This window comes from Actinoplanes oblitus, from assembly GCF_030252345.1.
GTDB lineage: Bacteria > Actinomycetota > Actinomycetes > Mycobacteriales > Micromonosporaceae > Actinoplanes > Actinoplanes oblitus.
Genome location: NZ_CP126980.1, coordinates 4,671,542 through 4,687,857, shown reverse-complemented (window position 1 = coordinate 4,687,857; position 16,316 = coordinate 4,671,542). Strand labels below are relative to the sequence as shown.

General features: G+C 72.5%; 15 protein-coding genes. 5 read left to right on the top strand and 10 right to left on the bottom strand.

Annotated features, from left to right (window positions below):
- Positions 1 to 255: 255 nt before the first annotated feature.
- The 4 genes from Actob_RS21035 to Actob_RS21020 all read right to left on the bottom strand — a co-directional run bounded on the left by Actob_RS21035 (position 256) and on the right by Actob_RS21020 (position 5,715).
- Positions 256 to 1,827 carry a GMC oxidoreductase gene (locus tag Actob_RS21035; protein ID WP_284922026.1) on the bottom strand — a complete coding sequence of 524 codons (1,572 nt, stop codon included), beginning with the start codon at positions 1,825 to 1,827 and terminating at the stop codon, positions 256 to 258.
- A complete protein-coding gene (kstD, locus tag Actob_RS21030) occupies positions 1,824 to 3,467 on the bottom strand; it encodes a 3-oxosteroid 1-dehydrogenase (protein ID WP_284922358.1) in 1,644 nt (547 codons plus the stop codon). Before kstD ends, Actob_RS21035 begins: the two co-directional genes overlap by 4 nt.
- 144 nt (positions 3,468 to 3,611) lie before the next feature.
- Entirely contained in the window at positions 3,612 to 4,625 is a 1,014-nt protein-coding gene (locus tag Actob_RS21025; RefSeq protein WP_284922025.1) for an LLM class F420-dependent oxidoreductase, read from the bottom strand.
- A 1-nt stretch (position 4,626) separates the two neighbouring features.
- On the bottom strand, positions 4,627 to 5,715 hold the full coding sequence (locus Actob_RS21020; protein WP_284922024.1) for a Zn-dependent alcohol dehydrogenase: 1,089 nt from the start codon (positions 5,713 to 5,715) through the stop codon (positions 4,627 to 4,629).
- A 96-nt stretch (positions 5,716 to 5,811) separates the two neighbouring features.
- On the opposite strand from Actob_RS21020, the gene Actob_RS21015 reads away from it, so the two are divergent.
- On the top strand, positions 5,812 to 6,417 hold the full coding sequence (locus Actob_RS21015; RefSeq protein WP_284922023.1) for a TetR/AcrR family transcriptional regulator: 606 nt from the start codon (positions 5,812 to 5,814) through the stop codon (positions 6,415 to 6,417).
- A gap of 576 nt (positions 6,418 to 6,993) precedes the next feature.
- Here the strand turns inward: Actob_RS21015 and Actob_RS21010 are convergent.
- The 4 genes from Actob_RS21010 to Actob_RS20995 form a co-directional block, all read right to left on the bottom strand.
- Positions 6,994 to 10,227 (bottom strand): SGNH/GDSL hydrolase family protein, encoded by a 3,234-nt coding sequence (locus Actob_RS21010; RefSeq protein ID WP_284922022.1) that lies wholly within the window; start codon positions 10,225 to 10,227, stop codon positions 6,994 to 6,996.
- A gap of 221 nt (positions 10,228 to 10,448) precedes the next feature.
- Complete coding sequence (locus tag Actob_RS21005; RefSeq protein WP_284922021.1) at positions 10,449 to 11,450, bottom strand: CU044_5270 family protein; 1,002 nt, start codon at positions 11,448 to 11,450, stop codon at positions 10,449 to 10,451.
- The gene (locus tag Actob_RS21000; RefSeq protein WP_284922020.1) at positions 11,447 to 12,073 is read right to left on the bottom strand and encodes an RNA polymerase sigma factor; all 627 of its coding nucleotides are present in this window, start codon (positions 12,071 to 12,073) and stop codon (positions 11,447 to 11,449) included. The genes Actob_RS21005 and Actob_RS21000 overlap by 4 nt, the downstream gene beginning before the upstream one ends.
- A gap of 105 nt (positions 12,074 to 12,178) precedes the next feature.
- Entirely contained in the window at positions 12,179 to 13,027 is an 849-nt protein-coding gene (locus Actob_RS20995) for an SDR family oxidoreductase (protein WP_284922019.1), read from the bottom strand.
- Positions 13,028 to 13,074: 47 nt separating this feature from the next.
- Between Actob_RS20995 and Actob_RS20990 the strand changes: the two genes are divergently transcribed.
- From Actob_RS20990 to Actob_RS20975, 4 genes are read left to right on the top strand one after another with little or no spacing between them, the layout of a single operon-like run.
- Positions 13,075 to 13,509 carry a Tim44 domain-containing protein gene (locus Actob_RS20990; RefSeq protein ID WP_284922018.1) on the top strand — a complete coding sequence of 145 codons (435 nt, stop codon included), beginning with the start codon at positions 13,075 to 13,077 and terminating at the stop codon, positions 13,507 to 13,509.
- Positions 13,510 to 13,518: 9 nt separating this feature from the next.
- Positions 13,519 to 14,268: a glucose 1-dehydrogenase gene (locus Actob_RS20985; protein ID WP_284922017.1), complete on the top strand. Its 750-nt coding sequence runs from the start codon at positions 13,519 to 13,521 to the stop codon at positions 14,266 to 14,268.
- A gap of 1 nt (position 14,269) precedes the next feature.
- Entirely contained in the window at positions 14,270 to 15,157 is an 888-nt protein-coding gene (locus Actob_RS20980; RefSeq protein ID WP_284922015.1) for an SDR family NAD(P)-dependent oxidoreductase, read from the top strand.
- Positions 15,154 to 15,639, top strand: a complete 486-nt coding sequence (locus tag Actob_RS20975) for a pyridoxamine 5'-phosphate oxidase family protein (protein ID WP_284922014.1) — start codon at positions 15,154 to 15,156, stop codon at positions 15,637 to 15,639. Before Actob_RS20980 ends, Actob_RS20975 begins: the two co-directional genes overlap by 4 nt.
- On the opposite strand, the gene Actob_RS20970 is transcribed toward Actob_RS20975, so the two are convergent.
- Both Actob_RS20970 and Actob_RS20965 read right to left on the bottom strand, forming a co-directional pair.
- Entirely contained in the window at positions 15,611 to 15,892 is a 282-nt protein-coding gene (locus Actob_RS20970; RefSeq protein WP_284922013.1) for a hypothetical protein, read from the bottom strand. The genes Actob_RS20975 and Actob_RS20970 overlap by 29 nt on opposite strands.
- A gap of 30 nt (positions 15,893 to 15,922) precedes the next feature.
- Positions 15,923 to 16,207 carry an SRPBCC family protein gene (locus tag Actob_RS20965; protein ID WP_284922012.1) on the bottom strand — a complete coding sequence of 95 codons (285 nt, stop codon included), beginning with the start codon at positions 16,205 to 16,207 and terminating at the stop codon, positions 15,923 to 15,925.
- Positions 16,208 to 16,316: the final 109 nt, after the last annotated feature.

Below are 16,316 nucleotides of genomic sequence, written 5' to 3'. Positions count from 1 at the left end.
CTTCGCCGACAAAGCCACATTTCGGGACCAAGTTAGCCCGGAACAGTTCGGCAGGCGGCCGGTATCGCGGAGGTACACCGATCAGGTACCGCCCGGACCGTGTGCGGTCTCAGCGCCGGGGTACGGCACTGACGGCGGATCAGCAATCCTTGCGGATCTCGTGCCGCGCTGCCGGGCGAACCCACCCGACGGGTGCGGGTGAGCCCTGCGACCAGCGGGGTGCCGGGCCGCCGCACCACCGGGAGGTGGCGCCGATCAGCCGACGTCGGTGGCGATCACCTTCTCGATGTTGCGTTCGGCGAGGGCGGTGATGGTGACGAACGGGTTGACGCCGGTGCTGCCCGGGATCAGCGAGCCGTCCATCACGTACAGGCCGGGGTAACCGGGGAGCCGGCCGTAGTCGTCGGTGGCCTGGCCGAGCACGCAGCCGCCGAGCGGGTGGTAGGTGAAGTCGTCGCCCCACACCTTGTCGCCCCCGAACAGGTCGCTGCGATACACGGTGAGCTGCGCCTTGTTGATCTTGTCGAAGACCCGTTTCGCGGCGGTGACGGCCGGCTGGTTCTGCGCGGTCTGCCAGGTGAGCCCGACGGTGCCGGTGGACGAGTCGTACGCGAATCCTGCTCTGTTGGGATTCTTGGTGATGGCCAGGTAGAGGCTGATCCACAGCTCGGCACCGGCCGGGAACGGCGCGATCTCGGCGAACACCGGGCCGGCCGGATCGGCCCAGTTGTCGATGCCCATGGCCGGCATGCCGGACTGCAGGGCGCCGGTGGTGTTCCACAGGTGCTGGGCGCGGGCGACCATCACGTTGCCGTTGTTGCCCCAGCCCTGCCCGACGGCGCCCGGCAGGTCCGGCAGCCTGCCCTGCGCGCGCATGGCGACCAGCAGTTTGCTGGTGCCGACGCTGCCCGCGGCGAAGAACACCCGGTCGGCCCGGACGGTCTTGACCGCGATCGTGGCGCCGGTGGTGTCGAGCTGGTTCATCGTCACCGCGTAGCCGCCGAGCGAGGCCGGGGCGACGGCGGTGACCATGTGCTGGGCGGTGATCGACAGCCGTCCGGTGGCGGCCGCCGCGGCCAGATACGTCTTGTCCAGTGACCGCTTGCCGTGGTTGTTGCCGTAGATGACCTCGCTGCCCAGCGCCGACCGGGTGACGGTGCCGGCCTGCTCCTGTTTCATGTAGTCGAAGTCGTACACGTTGCCGAGGAACGTCGTGGCGAAGCCGGACGCCCTGGCCTGGTCGCGGCTGACCCGCGCGTACCGGTAGCAGTCGGCGGTCTCGAACCAGGCGGTGTCGATGGCGTTGACGCCGAGAGCGGCGGTGGCCCGCGGGAAGTACGTGTCGTACATCGCGGTGACGTCCACCGACGGCAGGATCTCGGCGAAGTAGTCGCGCCGGGGCAGCACGGCGATGCCGCCGTTGACCAGCGAGCCGCCGCCGACGCCCCGGCCCTGGTAGACGCGGATGCCGGCGAACCTCTCCGCGTCCAGCACCCCGGTGTACCTGCCGATCGGCTTGTTGGCGTCGATGCCGAGGAAGTAGCCGACCGGCTGGTCGGTGCGGGTGCGCAACCAGTACGAGCGCCGGTCCGGGTTCAGCATGTCGCAGAAGATCCTGCCGTCCGGGCCGGCGGTGTTCCACGCCATGCCCATCTCCACCACGACGGTGGCGATGCCGGCCCGGGTCAGGCGCAGCGCGGTGACCGCGCCGCCGTAACCGCTGCCGATGACCAGGGCGGGCACGTGGTCGCCGTCGTCGACCGGGAGCAGCGTGGCGGCCGGGACGCCGAGCAGGGCCGCGCGCAGCAGGGTACGCCGGCTGGTCATCGCGCACCTCCACCGGCCGGGGAACCGAGTGAGCCGGCGGCCGCGGAAGCCAGCTCGCCGGCCGCGATGTACCCGAACGTCATCGCGGGACCGATGGTGGAGCCGGCGCCCGCGTAGCTGTGCCCCATCACCGCGGCGCTGGAGTTGCCGGCCGCGTACAGCCCCGGGATGACCGAGCCGTCGGCCCGCAGCACCCGGGCGCGCGGGTCGGTACGCAGCCCGCCCTTGGTGCCGAGGTCCCCCGGCACGATCTTGCAGGCGTAGAACGGCGGCAGCCAGAGCGGTGCGAGGCAGGAGTTCGGGACGACCGCCGGGTCGGTGTAGTAGTGGTCGTACGCGCTGTCACCCCGATGGAAGTCGGTGTCCCTGCCGGTCCGGGCGAACCCGTTGAACCGGGCGACGGTGGCGGACAGCGCTGCCGCCGGCACCCCGATCCGGCCGGCCAGCCCGCCGAGCGTGAGGTCCCTGACCACAGCCCCCGAGGAGTACCAGGAGTCGGGGAACGGCAGCGCCGGAGCGACGTCCCGGAACAGGTACCGGTTGCGGTAGTTCTGGTCGAAGATCAGCCACGCCGGGATGTCGGGTGTCACGCCGTTCTTGTCGTACATGACGTGCACGACGTCGCTGTACGGCGCCGCCTCGTTGACGAACCGCTGCCCGGCGGAGTTCACCAGAATGCTGCCGGGCAGCGTCCGCTCGGCCAGGCAGAAGTACGGTTCGCCGGGCAGCGGGATGGCCGGTCCCCACCAGGCGTCGTCGAGCAGGTCGGTGGCGGCGCCGGCCCGCAGCCCGGCCCGGATGCCGTCGCCGGTGTTCTCCTTGGCGCCGACCGTCCAGTCCACGCCGATCGGCTGCCGCTGGTAGGCCAGGCGCATCGCCAGGTTGTGCTCGAAGCCGCCGGCCGCCACCAGCACGCCGCGGGTGGCGGTGACGCCGGTCGCGACGCCGTCGCGGGTCACCACCACCCCGGTGACCCGGCCGCCGGCGTCCACCTGCAGGTCGGTGAGCGGGGTGTCGAGCCAGACCGGCACGCCGGCGGCGGCCAGCCCGGCGCGCAGCGCGCCGGCCAGCGCCTGGCCCATGGTGAGCGGGGTCTTCCCGGCCAGCACGGCGGCGGTGTAGCGGGCGACGCACTCGGCGGCGACGGCCGTGCCCTTGGCGTTGACCAGCGACAGGTTCAGCCACTTGTAGTCGGCGCTGAACACGGTGAGGCCGGCCGGGGTCGGCAGGTACGCCGGGTTGAGGTGGGCCAGCTCGGCGCCGAGCAGCTTGCCGTCGAACAGGTCCGGCTCGATCGAGCGGCCGCGCGCGATGCCGCCGGGCAGCTCGGGATAGTAGTCGGAGTAACCGTCCATGTAGCGGAAGCGCAGCGGGCTGTTCGCCATCACGAACGCGATCATCGGGGGCCCGTTGTCCAGGAACGCCTGCTGCTTGGCGGTCGGCACGTCACCGTCGACGACGGCGGCGAGATAGGCGGCGGCCTTGGCCGGGGTGTCCGGCACGCCGGCCGCGAGGATGACCTGGTTGTTGGGGATCCAGATGCCGGCGCCGGAGCGGGCGGCCGAGCCGCCGAAGGTCGGCGCCTTCTCCACGACCAGGACGCTGAGGCCGCTTCTCGCCGCGCGCAGCGCCGCCGTCATCCCGGCGGCGCCGCACCCGACGACCACCACGTCGTAGGACGGCTGGGCGGCCCGCGCCGGGCTGCCCAGCGCGGCCGAGCCGGTGACGACGGCGGCGGCGGTCAGGACCTGGCGGCGATTGAGGTGACCGGGCATCGGAACTCCTCACACGAGAACACGTTTCAGTTCGGCGACATCGTCGACCCGGTCCGCCCGGGTCGCCGCCAACGGCGAGACCAGCAGCGTCGTCACACCCACGGCGGCCAGCGCGGCCACCCGCCCGCGCACCTCGTCCAGGCCGCCGACCAGCGCGGTCGCCTGGACGAGCTCTTTCGGTACGGCCTGGGCCGCCTCCACCCGTCGCCCGCTCAGGAACAGCTCCCGGATCGTCGCCGCCTCACCCGGGTAGCCGTACCGGCGGACCAGATCGTTGGCGAAGGTCCCCATCCCGCCGATGTAGAGGGCGAGTTGCGCGCGATGCCGGGCCAGCAGCTCCTCGGTGGGCTCGGCCAGCGCGAACGGCATCGGCGCCAGGATGTCGAGCGGCCCGAGCGCCGGGTCGCGGCGGGCCAGCCCGGCGGCGAGCGCCGGGCCGAACACCTCCGGCGCCGCGGCCGGGTCGAGGAAGAGCGCCTGCCAGCCGTCGCCGATCTCGGCCGCCAGCGCCACGTTGCGCGGTCCCATGGCGGCCAGCAGGATCGGGATGCGGTCCCGGACCGGCCGGTTGATCAGCTTCAGTGGCCGGGCCGGCGGCAGCGGGATCCGGTAGCGCCGCCCCGCGTGCACGAGCGGTTCCCGGCGCCACACCGTCCGGCAGATCTGCACCACCTCCCGGGTCCGGGCCAGCGGCGCGTCGTAGGTGACCCCGTGGAATCCCTCGATCACCCGCGGGCCGGAGGCGCCCAGGCCGAGCGAGAACCGGCCGCCGGAGACGTAGTCCAGGCCGGCCGCCGTCATCGCGGTCAGCGTCGGCGTGCGGGTGTAGAGCTGCATGACCCCGGAGGCCAGCTCCATCGTGCGGGTCCGCGCCGCCAGGTAGCCGAGCTGGCTGACCGCGTCGAAGCTGTACGCCTCCGGCACCACCACCAGGTCGGCGCCGGCCGCCTCGAACTCGGCGACCTCCTCGACCGCCGTCGCGAAGCCCTCGCCGCTGTAGCCGAGCTGGATGCCCAGCCGCATCTCAGGCGTCCACGCCGGAGACGATCACCTGCCGGATCACGTCACCCCGGCCGAGCGCGGCCAGTGCCTCGTCGGCCTGATCCAGGCGCAGCCGGTGGGTGATCATGCCGTCGAGGTCGAGTCGGCCGGCCCGCCACAGCGCTATCAGCCGGGGGAAGTCGCGGGGCGGGTAGGCCGATCCGTACAGCGAAGGGACGATCTTCTTGCCCTCGAAGAGCAGCTCGAACGGGTTGAACGCCACCTGGTGCTCGGCCCGGCCGGCGCCGACCACGACGACGGTGCCGCCGCGGCGGGCCGCGGTCCACGCGGTCCGCAGGGTCTGCGGCAGGGCGACCACGTCGAACGCGTAGTCGAACCCCTCGCCCCCGGTGACCTCGGTGACCAGGTCGCTGAGCCGGTCCGGGGACACCGCGTGGGTGGCGCCGAAGCGGCGGGCCACGTCGAGCTTGGCCGGCACGGTGTCGACGGCGACGATGAGCGCGGCGCCGGCGACCCGGGCGCCCTGGATCGCCGAGATGCCGACCCCGCCGCAGCCGATCACCACGACGCTGTCACCCGGCCGGACCCGGGCGGTGTTGACGACGGCGCCCACCCCGGTCATCACCCCGCAGCCGACCAGCGCGGCGATCTCGTAGGGCACGTCGGGCTCGATCGGCACCGCGCCGATCCGCGGCACCACCATCTCCTCGGCGAAGGCGCCGCACCCGGCCATCCCGAAGATCGGCAGGTCACCGGCCATGAAGCGGGGCATCGCGTAGCCGGCCATGACGTGGGTCATGCACAGGTACGGCTCGCCGCGCCGGCACTCGGCGCAGGTGCCGCAGGACGGCAGCCAGTTGACGATCACCCGGTCGCCGGCGGCGAGGTCGTCCACCCCGTCGCCGACCTCGAGGACGTCGCCGGCCGCCTCGTGCCCGAGCACCGCGGGCATCGGCTGGGGCAGGCCGCCGTCGCGGGCGGACTGGTCGGAGTGGCAGACACCGGCCGCGCGCACGCGGATCCGGATCTCGCCCGGGCCGGGCCCGAGCACCGTCACATCGTCGCGGATGTCGAGTTTCTCGCCCAGATCGTGGAGTACCGCGGCACGCACCTGGCCACCTCCTGAAAAAATAGAACGCGTTCTAGGTTAGGCGCCGGGCCGCCACCCGAGCAAGCGATTGGCCGGTAGTGCGCGATAATCGGCCAGGTGACGACCACCAAGAAGGCCGCCCCGCCGTCGGAGCGCCGGGCACATCTGGTCCGGCTGGCCGCCGACCTCTTCGCCGAGCAGGGGTTCCGGGCCACCACGGTCCGGCAGATCGCGGACGCCGCCGGCATCCTCTCCGGCAGCCTCTACCACCACTTCGACTCCAAGGAGTCGATCGGCGACGAGATCCTGCGCGGCTTCCTCGACGACGTGCTCGGCGGCTACCGCGAGGCGGTCACCGGCGTCGACGACCCGCGCGCCGCGATCGAGCGGATGGTCCGCTTCAGTACCGCGGCACTGAGCCGGCACCGGGCCGCCCTGACCATGCTGCAGAACGACTGGGCGTACTTCAGCGCCCAGAAGCGCTTCGCCTACCTGCGCACCGCGATGCGGGAGATCGAGCAGACCTGGCTCGACCAGCTGGAGCGGGGCAAGCAGACCGGGCAGTTCCGGGCCGATCTGGACGCCCGGCTGGCGTACCGGCTGCTGCGCGACATCCTCTGGATCCCCACCTCGTGGAAACAGGCGCGGGGCCGGTCGTGGACCACCGACGAGATCGTCGACGGCCTGCTGAGGCTGCTCTTCGACGGCATCGTCGCCCGCTGACAACACCGTCGAGATTCACCACCGCCCGGACCGGCTGACGGGCCGCTGCGGGTCATTCGCCGACATTTTCCGGTACGACTCGGTGTCCCCTGGCAGTCGGCTCGCGAGGCCCGGCCCCCGCACGACCGCCGCGCGTGTCGTGCGGGTCCGCTGCCCCGCACGGACGGGTCCGCCGTGCCCCGGGATGCGACTCCCGGCCGGTGGCTCACCCGCCGCCACAACGCCTTCAGCGGGCGGACCGCCGCTGGTCGCAGGACGCGCGGATCGCGGTCAGATGAGGGCGCCGCACGCGGAGCGCGTTAGGAAGCTGACGGGGATAGTGCAGTGGCCAAGGCGGCCAACTCCTCAGCGGTACCAGGAAGAACGAGGAGGTGCGCCATGGTCATCGAGTCCACGACACCGGTCGGGTTGTCCATCGGCGTCCGCAGATCGGGGCCGCCGTCGAAGTAGAGCACGGCCGGGTCCAGGCGCTGTCCGAGGCGGCGGCGACGACCACAATCGGGTGCGGGCCTGTTCTGCGGCCGTGCGCCGGGTGTCCCGTGGGGTGCGAGTCGAGGAGTCTCGCACCCCACAGGGTCACTGCGGCACGTTGATGTCGGGGCCACCCACCGGCGAGCCGGCGCCGGCCGCGTTCACCGAGGCCACCGCGATCGCGTAGTTGTGGTTGCTGGTCAGCCCGGTGATGGTGGCGGTCAGGCCGCTGGTGTTGACGCTGGCGATGAACGCGTTCGGGTCGTTCCGGTCCAGGTAGTAGACGACGTATCCGTTGACGGTGTCGCTGTACAGGCCGGTCGCCGGGCTCCAGGAGACGGTGAGCGAGCCGGGGCCGGACGTGGTGGTGATGTTCGGCGGGCCGTCGGCGGTGAGCGGGTCGGCAACCGCGCTCGCGGCCGCGGAGGCGGGGCCGGTGGTGTCGCCGCGGACCGGCAGAACCCGGAACTCGTACGTGCTGCCGCGAGACAGCCAGCCGGTGTCCCACTGGTCGGCGGGGATCGGCAGCGGCAGGCGTTGCCAGGCCTGACCGCTGTCCTTGAGCCGCTGCTCGAACCAGTATCCGCCCGCACCGAAGCTGTGACTCCAGGAGACCAGGACGCCGGTGCCGGTCGGGGTCGCCGTGATCGAGGTGGGCGCGGCCGGGACGAGCAGGTCGGGGCCCGGTGACGTCGCGGTGAACGTGGTGCCGACCCCGAACGTGCCCGCGAGCACATTGGCGAACGCCCGCGCGATCTTGTATTCGCCGTTGCTGTTCGGATGCAGGCCGTCGTACGCGTCGGTGGCGTACGCGTACCCGGTGGAGATGTCGACCAGGGCGACCGGCGACGCCGCCGTGCTCACCGACGCCAGCGCGGCACCCAGCTTGCCGTTGTATTCGCTGATCACGGCATCGAGCTGCGGCAACTGCGTCAGCGGGCTGCGGTGCGGCACGTTCGCCACCAGCACCTTGACGCCGGCGCGACCGGCCCGGGCCTGGGCGATCAGCGTCTTGATGTCGGCGATCAGCCCGTCCGGGTTGGAGACGCCCCAGCCGAGATCGTTGAAGCCCAGTTCGACCAGCAGATAGTCCGGCTGGTACGTGCTGACCTGGGCCCGCACGTCGTTCATCGCCTGGTGCGCCTGTCGCCCCCACTGAGCGAAGTGGGCGCTGTCGAAGCCGATGTGGTTGCGGTAGGCGCCGTTGAACACCGGCGGCGTCGACGGGGTCTTGGTCGTTCCGGTGTACGGCCCGACGAAGTCGGCGCCCGCGCCCGCCGCGACGAGGTGCTGGTAGAGGCGGTAGCGCCAGGTCCAGTCACCCTCCAGACCCTGACTGATCGAGTCGCCGACCACCATGATCTTCCGCGACTGGGAGGCGGGCTGATCGAACAGGATCGACACCTGGGCGGACGGGTACGGCCCGGTGGCCGGCGCCGTGGTCTGGCTGCCGAACACGTCGACGTTCACCGACTTGGCGGCGACGATCGCGGCCCACTCCGCGGTGGTCGGGGTGTAGCTGGTCGTGGCGAGGTTCGTCTTGTTGAGCAGCACCGCGCCAGTGAAGCCGTTGCGGACGCGCAGCTGGAAGCTGTTGTTGAGATGCCCGGGGATCCCGCCGGCGGTCCACTGGAACGCCTGCCGCGCGGCGGGGATGTATCCGGTCGGCCGCAGCCCGGTCGGCGCCATGCCGTGCACCTCGAGGATCCTCTTGGCCGTCTCGAGCTCGCTGAAACCGCGCCCGGCGCTCAGGGCCGTCCACGCGGCAGAGAACGTGACGGCGTTCGCCGCGTCCAGCTTGCCGAGGATGTCGGCGAAGGTCCACGAGACCGTGTCGGTCTCGCCACCGCCCAGTGCGTCCTCGCCGCTGTCGGAGAAGTCCCACAGCGCGCGCATCACGGCCCGCTCGTTGTCGTCGCCCCGCACCCCGCAACTGTCGCTGTTCTCCTCCAGGCTGTAGGACTGGTCGGACGTGTTCGCGGGCGGCCCGGAGTCGTCGTCGTAGGTGACGCCGCCCGCGTTCCGGATGTTCGGCACGCCGGCCGCGAGTGCTTTCAGCCCGTAGAAGGTTGCCCAGCCCTCGGACCAGGCGAGCTGGATGCCGGCCTGCTTGTCGCGGATGCCGGTGCCGGTGCCGCCGTCCGAGCCCCAGGCCTGCACGCAGCTGGAGTGGTGGCCGCTGTCCGCCGGACCGTTCAGCCCGGCCTGGTCGGCCACGATGTGCCCGGATTCGTGGGCGAGGACGTCCCAGTCGAAGCCGTCCTCCGAGCAGAGCGCACCGTCGCACATCGTCAGGCCGCCGCTGGTGTGGATGGTCCCGCCGCCGGCGTGCGAGCCCTCGTCGCCCGATGGGTAGTCGACCCTCAGCGCCGTCTGCCAGGAGGAGCCGCGGATGCTCTGGTAGAAGCCGCCGACCGACCGCAACGCGTCGAACAGCGCGAAGGCCCGGCCGGCTAGCGGGTCGCGGGTCAGGGCGATGGTGACGCCGTCCCAGGTGCCGCCGGCCGGGAGCGTCTGAACGGCGCTGAAGGCGTTGTAGGTGGCGTCGCCGCCGCCGGCGCTGACCCAGCCGAACGTGCCCTTGGTCGACAACCGGACCCGGTAGCTGCCGCCCGCCGCGGTCGCCGTGCTGATCGTGAAGGTGCCGGCGTCCCGGGTGTACGCGCTGGCCCACGTCAGCCCGGCCGTGTCCACCAGTTCGACCAGGCCGCCGCGGACCGGATGGACCTTGTCGTCGGCGTCCCGGTAGCTGGCCGACCCGGTTACCGTGGTCGTCTCGGCGAGAGACTGCCGGATCGTGCCCACTGAGCCGGCGACCTGGTGACGGCGACCTGTCTCGGCCGCGTACGCGGTCCCGGTAATCCGCCCCGCATCGCGGTCGGCGGCCGCCACCGCGTCGTCCAGCAGGCCGTAGGCCGGCGCCGGGATCAGAGAGCCGGCATGCGGGCGTACGGCCAGGAACTTCGACGATGAACCGGGAAGCGCGACCGCCGTGAGGCCGAAGTCGCCCTCCCCGGTCGCCGGCAGCGCGAGCACCACCCGGACCGCGCGGCCCGGCCGGAGCGCCGCGAGCGGCCGGTCGACCCGGCTGAGCTCCCGCGTGCCGCGATAGGCGATCAGCCGTAACAGTCCCGCCGGCTGCCCGCCCGCCGCCAGCAGTGTCACCGCGACCTGGCGGCGCCCGGGAACGAGAGCGAGCCCGACCTCCACCCGCCCCGCTTCGCCGGCGGCCCGCGGCGCGGCCGCCGCCGCCGGCGAAGCCACCACCGTGATCGCCGCGCCCCCGCCGAGCGCGAGAACCACGGCCAGCAAACCCCGGACCCACCGTCGCATCGCCATCCCCCGATCCCGCCCAGCATATTGACGCTGATTGTTGGATCAGAGCCGCCGGCGGTCAACCGCGATCTGTCTCCGGGCTTCGACGGGCGACAGATGGCGCTTCGATGGGGGACAGATGATATGGGCGACCCCACGACATTTCCCGATCGCACCGATCATCCGAGTCCATGGATACGGCGCCGCGCCGGGCGCCGGCTGAACCGGGCCCGGCCGCCGGGCGGTCACTCGGGAAGGTCGCCCTTCTTGTGGACGACACCGCGCTGCAGGACGGCGGTGGTGCCGGTGAGCATGCCGGCCTTGCCCAGGTCGGTGTCACGCACCAGGTACGACCGCTCGCCGAGGTACTCGAAGGTGGCCGGGTTGAAGATCCATTCGCGTCGCTCGCCTTCCTCGTCGGTACGGGCGACCGCGACGCCGTGGCGACCTACCGCGTCGACGGAGTCGGCCACCAGGACCACCCCGGGGATCTTCGCGGCGGCCCGGTAGAGAGCAGCAGCCACCTGCGGGGGCAGCAGCGACTCGCGCAATGCATCGCCGATGAAAAGGAACGCCGCGGTTTCATCGCTGTGGCTGTGGCCCTTGGTGATGGCGTGGATTTTCGCGAGCAGCGTGGTCGGGTCGGTGGGCAGGCCGGCATAGTGGCTGTTCGGCTCCGCGCCGGACAGGCCGAACGTTTCGCCACGGTCGTGGATCAGACCCTCGTCGCCCTGCGACGCGGGTATCCAGATTTCGCGGGTGCGCACCGGGCTGAGGGCCATCGGGTCGATACCGGCGTCCTTGTTACCGGAGTTGCCGTCCTGGACGAAGTCCAGAAAGGCAACCTTGCTCCTGATGTAGACGTACTCGTCCTTGCCGACCGGCACCTGCGGCTTCTTGCCGGCGACCAGCGCCACCCGTTCCATCAGCGGTGCCACTCCGGCCGCGTCACCGGCCGCGACCGCCACCCGTGGGCTGTTGGCGGCGATGGACGTCCCGCCGGTCGCACGATGGCGGAGCACCGTGACCCCGACGAGGGTCGCGACCAATACCGCGGCCGCGACCGGCACGGTGAGCAGGGCGAGTCGGCGGCGGGGCGTGACGACGGGCGGTTCGGTGATCTGTTTCATGAAGGCGTCCTTGAGCAGGAGGTGGCGGTCGGCGGACAGTTCCGGTTCCCCCGGTGCCGGCAGCATCCGGGCCAGTTCGGCGCGCTCCGCAGGATCGGGCCCTGAGGTTCGGTTCATCGGTTCCGCTCCTGATTCGACCGGGCCATACCAGTACGGCCACCCAGTTCCTGTCCGCTGCCCGCGCCGGGTTCCCGTGGCCCCGGGACGTGCGCGGTCATCTCCCGCAACTTGGTCCGGGCGCGCGACAGCCGGGACCGGACCGTGCCGATCGGCACATCGAGTGCTTCCGCGGCCTGGGCGTAGTCGAGCCCGGACCAGACGCACAGGGTGAAGACCTCCCGCTCGGCCGGCCGTAGCCGAGCCAGTGCGGCAGTCGCCGCGGCTAGTTGCTCGCTGTCGCGCAGGCGATTGACGATCTCGTCGGCGAAGTCCGGCATCGCCTCGGCCGGTGGTAGCCGGATCAGCGCGGCGGCGTGCCGGCGGGCCGTACGCCGGGTGTTGCGCAGCACGTTCGTGGCGATGCCGAGCAGCCAGGGCAGCACGCTGTCACCCTCAGGTCGCAGCTTGGCGCGCAACCGCCACGCCTCCAGGAAGGTCAGTGACACCACATCCTCGGCCGCGCTCCAACTGCCGGAACTGCGCACGACGTGGCGATACACCTCGTGCGCGTGGTCCTCGAAGAGCTGCCCGAACGCCGCGGTGTCACCGGCGCGTATCCGGGCTCGCTGAGAGAGATTCACTACCGATCCTGTCCGCCCGCGGCAATGAGTTCCGTGACCATGGTCACATCCCGCCAGCGATGGAAGCTCGCCCGTCCGCCCGCCCAGCACCCGGCGGGGCCATCGTCAGGACTTGATGTTGGTCAGGTCGTCGAGCAGGCTCGGGTGGGTCGGCTCCCAGCCCAGCGCCGCGCGGGTGTGGGCGCTCGACGAGGGCTGGTCGGCCGCGAAGATCGCGCCCAGCGGGCCGTAGGTCTCGGCCGGCACCGACTCGACCGGCAGGCCGAGCTGCTTGCCGATCACGGTGGCGATGTCGCGAACCTGGTCGCCCTCGTCGGCGACGGCGTGCCAGGCGGTACCGCCCGGGCCCCGCTCCAGGGCGAGCCGGAAGAGCACCGCCGCGTCGAGCGCGTGCACGGCCGGCCAGCGCTGGGTGCCGTCGCCGGCATATCCGGAGACACCGCGCTGGCGGGCGATGGTGGTCAGCAGGCCGGCGAAGCCGCCCTCGCCGTTGTTGTGGACCGTGCGCGGCAGGCGCGCCGCGGTGCTGCGCACGCCGCGCGAGGCCAGCCCCGGGATCGCGTTCACCGTACGGCCGCGGCCGCCGACCGGCCCGTCGGTCGGAGCCGGGTCGGCCTCGGTCGACGGGCGCCCGGGCACCCACGGCGTCCCGGAGACGGTGACCAGCGGGCGGTCGCTGCCCACGAGAGCCTCGCCCATGGTGGTCAGGGCGGCGGTCTCCTCGGCGATTGCCTTCGCGAGGGCCTCGGGGCTGCTGAAGTCGTTGCTGAAGGCCAGGTGGATCACGCCGTCGGCATCGGCGGTGGCGGTCCGGATGGTGTCCAGGTCGGTCAGGCCGCCCCGGACGGTCTCGGCGCCGGCCTGCTCGGCGGCCCGGGCGGAGGCGTCCGAACGGGTCAGGGCGAGCGCGGTGTGGCCGTGGCCGAGCAGCTCGGCGACGACGGCGGAACCCACGAGGCCGGTGCCCCCGGTGAGACTTCCCCGACAAGCGGGAGCTGCTGGTGGCTGGGCAGGAGACGCTGAGCCGGCTGCTGGCCGAGGGCATCGCCGAGGCGCCGGCCGGGGCCAGCCCGCTGGCGGCGGTGGCGCTCGGGCTGGAGCGCGCGTCGAGCACGATGGGCCCGCTCAACCGCGAGCTCGGCCCCCGGCTGAAAGCGGCCGTCGCGGCCAGCACCGAGTTGCAGGAACGCGACGCCCTCAAGACCGCGCGGCGGGCCCGCACGACACGCGTTGCGGTCCGCAGTGGCCGCCGCCTCGCGAGCCGATCGGGCACGGGACGCCAAGTCGTACCAGAAATCGCTTTTGAATCCTCGCATCTCGGCTGGCCGGAGGGTGGCGCGCGGACCGCATGCACCGCGGCCCGCCCGGGCCGGCATCGATCGGTCTATTTCGCATCGGGGGCCGTACCGGTAGCCTACCAAGCAAGCGCTTGGTGAGGAGGGGCGATGCGGCTGGACGGCAAGGTTGCTCTCATCACCGGCGGCGCCCGAGGGATGGGCAAGTCGCACGCCCGGCACTTCGCCGCCGAGGGCGCCCGGGTGGTGATCGGGGACGTGCTCGACGAGCGGGGTGCGGCGGTCGCCGGCGAGGTCGGCGGCGTCTACGTGCACCACGACGTGACCAGTGAGGACGACTGGGCCGGCGCGATCGGGACGGTGCTGGACGCGTACGGGAGACTGGATGTTCTGATCAACAATGCCGGGATCCTGCGGCACGGGCGGATCGCCGAGATGGACCCGGCCGAGTTCCGCCGGGTGCTCGACGTGAACCTGGTGGGATGCTGGCTCGGCGTGCACTTCGCGGCGCCGCCGATGATCGCGGCCGGGCGCGGCTCGATAGTGAACGTGTCGTCGGTCGAGGGGTTCGCCGGTGCGGCCGGGCTGTCCGCCTACAGCGCCAGCAAGTTCGGCATCCGCGGGATCACCCGGTCGGCGGCGCAGGAACTAGGGCCGTCCGGCATCCGGGTCAACTCGGTGCATCCGGGCGGCGTGCTCACCTCGATGGTGATGACGGCGGCCGGGCAGCTGACCGACGTCGACCCCGCCGCGTTCCTCAAGGCGCTGCCGATCGCACGGTTCGCCGAGCCGATCGAGATCTCCCGGCTGGTGGCGTTCCTCGCCTCGGACGAGTCGTCCTACACCACCGGCGCCGAGTTCCTGGCCGACGGCGGGCTGCTCTCCGGGCCGGGGTACTGACGTGGCCTCCCTCGACGGCAGGATCGCCGTCGTCACCGGCGCCGGCCAGGGTCTCGGCGCGGCCGAGGCGCGCGCGCTCGCCGCCGCGGGCGCCCGGGTCGTGCTCAACGACCTGCCCGGCCCCGCGCTCGACCGGGTCGCCGCCGAGATCGCCGGGGCCGCCGTCGTCGCCGGGGACATCGCCGAGTGGTCGACCGGCGAGGCGCTGCTGGCCGCGTTCGGCGGCGTCGACATCCTGGTGAACAACGCCGGCGTGCTCCGGGACCGGATGATCTTCTCGATGTCCGAGCAGGAGTGGGACACCGTGATCCGGGTGCATCTGCGCGGGCACTTCGTGACGACGCGGCTGGCCACCGCGCATTGGCGGGAGCGGAGCAAGGCCGCCGGCGGGCCGGTCTACGCGCGGATCGTGAACACCGCCTCCGAGGCGTTCCTGCTCGGCTCGCCCGGGCAGGCCAACTACGCCGCGGCGAAAGGCGGGATCGTGGCGCTCACCCTCGCCACGGCTCGGGCGTGCGGGCGGTACGGGGTGCGCGCCAACGCGATCTGTCCGCGGGCGCGGACCGGGATGACCGCCCCGCTCATGGGCCCGCCGCCGGGGGGAGCCGATCCGCTCTCGCCCGCGTGCGTCGCGCCGCTGGTCACCTACCTGGCCGGGCCGGCCGGGGAGCGGATCACCGGCGAGGTGTTCGTGGCGCATGGTGACGTGGTGGCGCTGCTGGGACCGCCCAGTGTGCGGGCGGCCTTCCGCGCCCCGGGTGAGCGGTGGACGGTGGACGAGTTGGACGCGACGCTGGGGAAGGTGTTCACCGCCGACCCGCCGCGCCCGGGGTTCGTCTGCGAGGAGACCCTGCCGCTGGCCGACGCGACGTTCGGGGAGATCCGGTGAAACAGCGCGATGTCGTCTCGATGCCGGACGCCGACGTGGTCGCGCTGCTGGCGGCGGGTCGCAAGGTGCACCTCGCGACGATCCAGCCGGACGGCACGCCGCACCTGGTCAGCATGTTCTACGCGATGAAGGACGGGCGGATCGCCTTCTGGACCTACCGGGCGTCGCAGAAGGCCCGCAACCTGGCCCGCGATCCCCGGGTGACCTGCCTGGTCGAGGACGGCGAGGACTACTTCGAGCTGCGCGGTGTGCAGGTCACCGGGGTGGTGCACCCGGTCGGCGACCTGGCCGGGGTGACCGAAGTCGGACGCCTGGTCGCCGCGCGCATGCCCAGCCCGGCGGCCGGCGAGATCGACGCCGCCCTCGACGACTACGTCGCGCACGCGGCCACCAAGCGGATCGCCTACCTGGTCGAGCCACGCCGGGTGATCAGCTGGGACCATCGCCGGCTGGTCACCCGTGCAGCACCTCCGCCAGGATGACGCCGAGCGGCCCGTCGACGCTGTCCGCCGGAATCAGCCGATCGCCGCGGACACGCAGCTCCTCCTCGTCGTAGCCCGGACCACCGTGTCCGCCGAACTCGGCGCAGGATCCGGCCAGGCGATGCTCGGCCCACACCTCCCGCATCATGGCCGCGCGCACCCGCACCGCGACCTGTTGCCATTCCCGTCCGGTGAGCCGGCCCGTCTCGTTCGCGGCCGCGCGGACGACCTCGGCAAGACCCGCCCGATCCACCCGGTTCGCCGCTGCGCGCGGGCCGCCGGATCAGACCCGCTTGAGGTACGCCCCGAGCACCCACCCGCCAAGCCCGGACCCGACCGTCACCCGATCGACCAGTCGCGTGCTGCCGTCCCCGGCGTGCTCGGACACGCGCTCGTGCCGCACCACGCCGAGCGGGCCGGCGTCGCGCTCCGCCACCAGACGGTGCGGTGGCTCGTCGGCGACGACCCGGCCGGCCGTGGCGGCGCGCGCCACCGCGAACACCTGCCGGGGAGCCGCCTCGACAGCGGTCCCCACCTCGATCACCAGCGGCAGCCCAGCGATCCGCACCAGGTCGTTCCGGCGACCTTTACCCCGCAGGTAATCGTCACGATGACCTGGCGGCGACAGGATCGGATCCGCAGACAACGCCGCCGCCCCGGAGCGGCCCGCCGGAGGG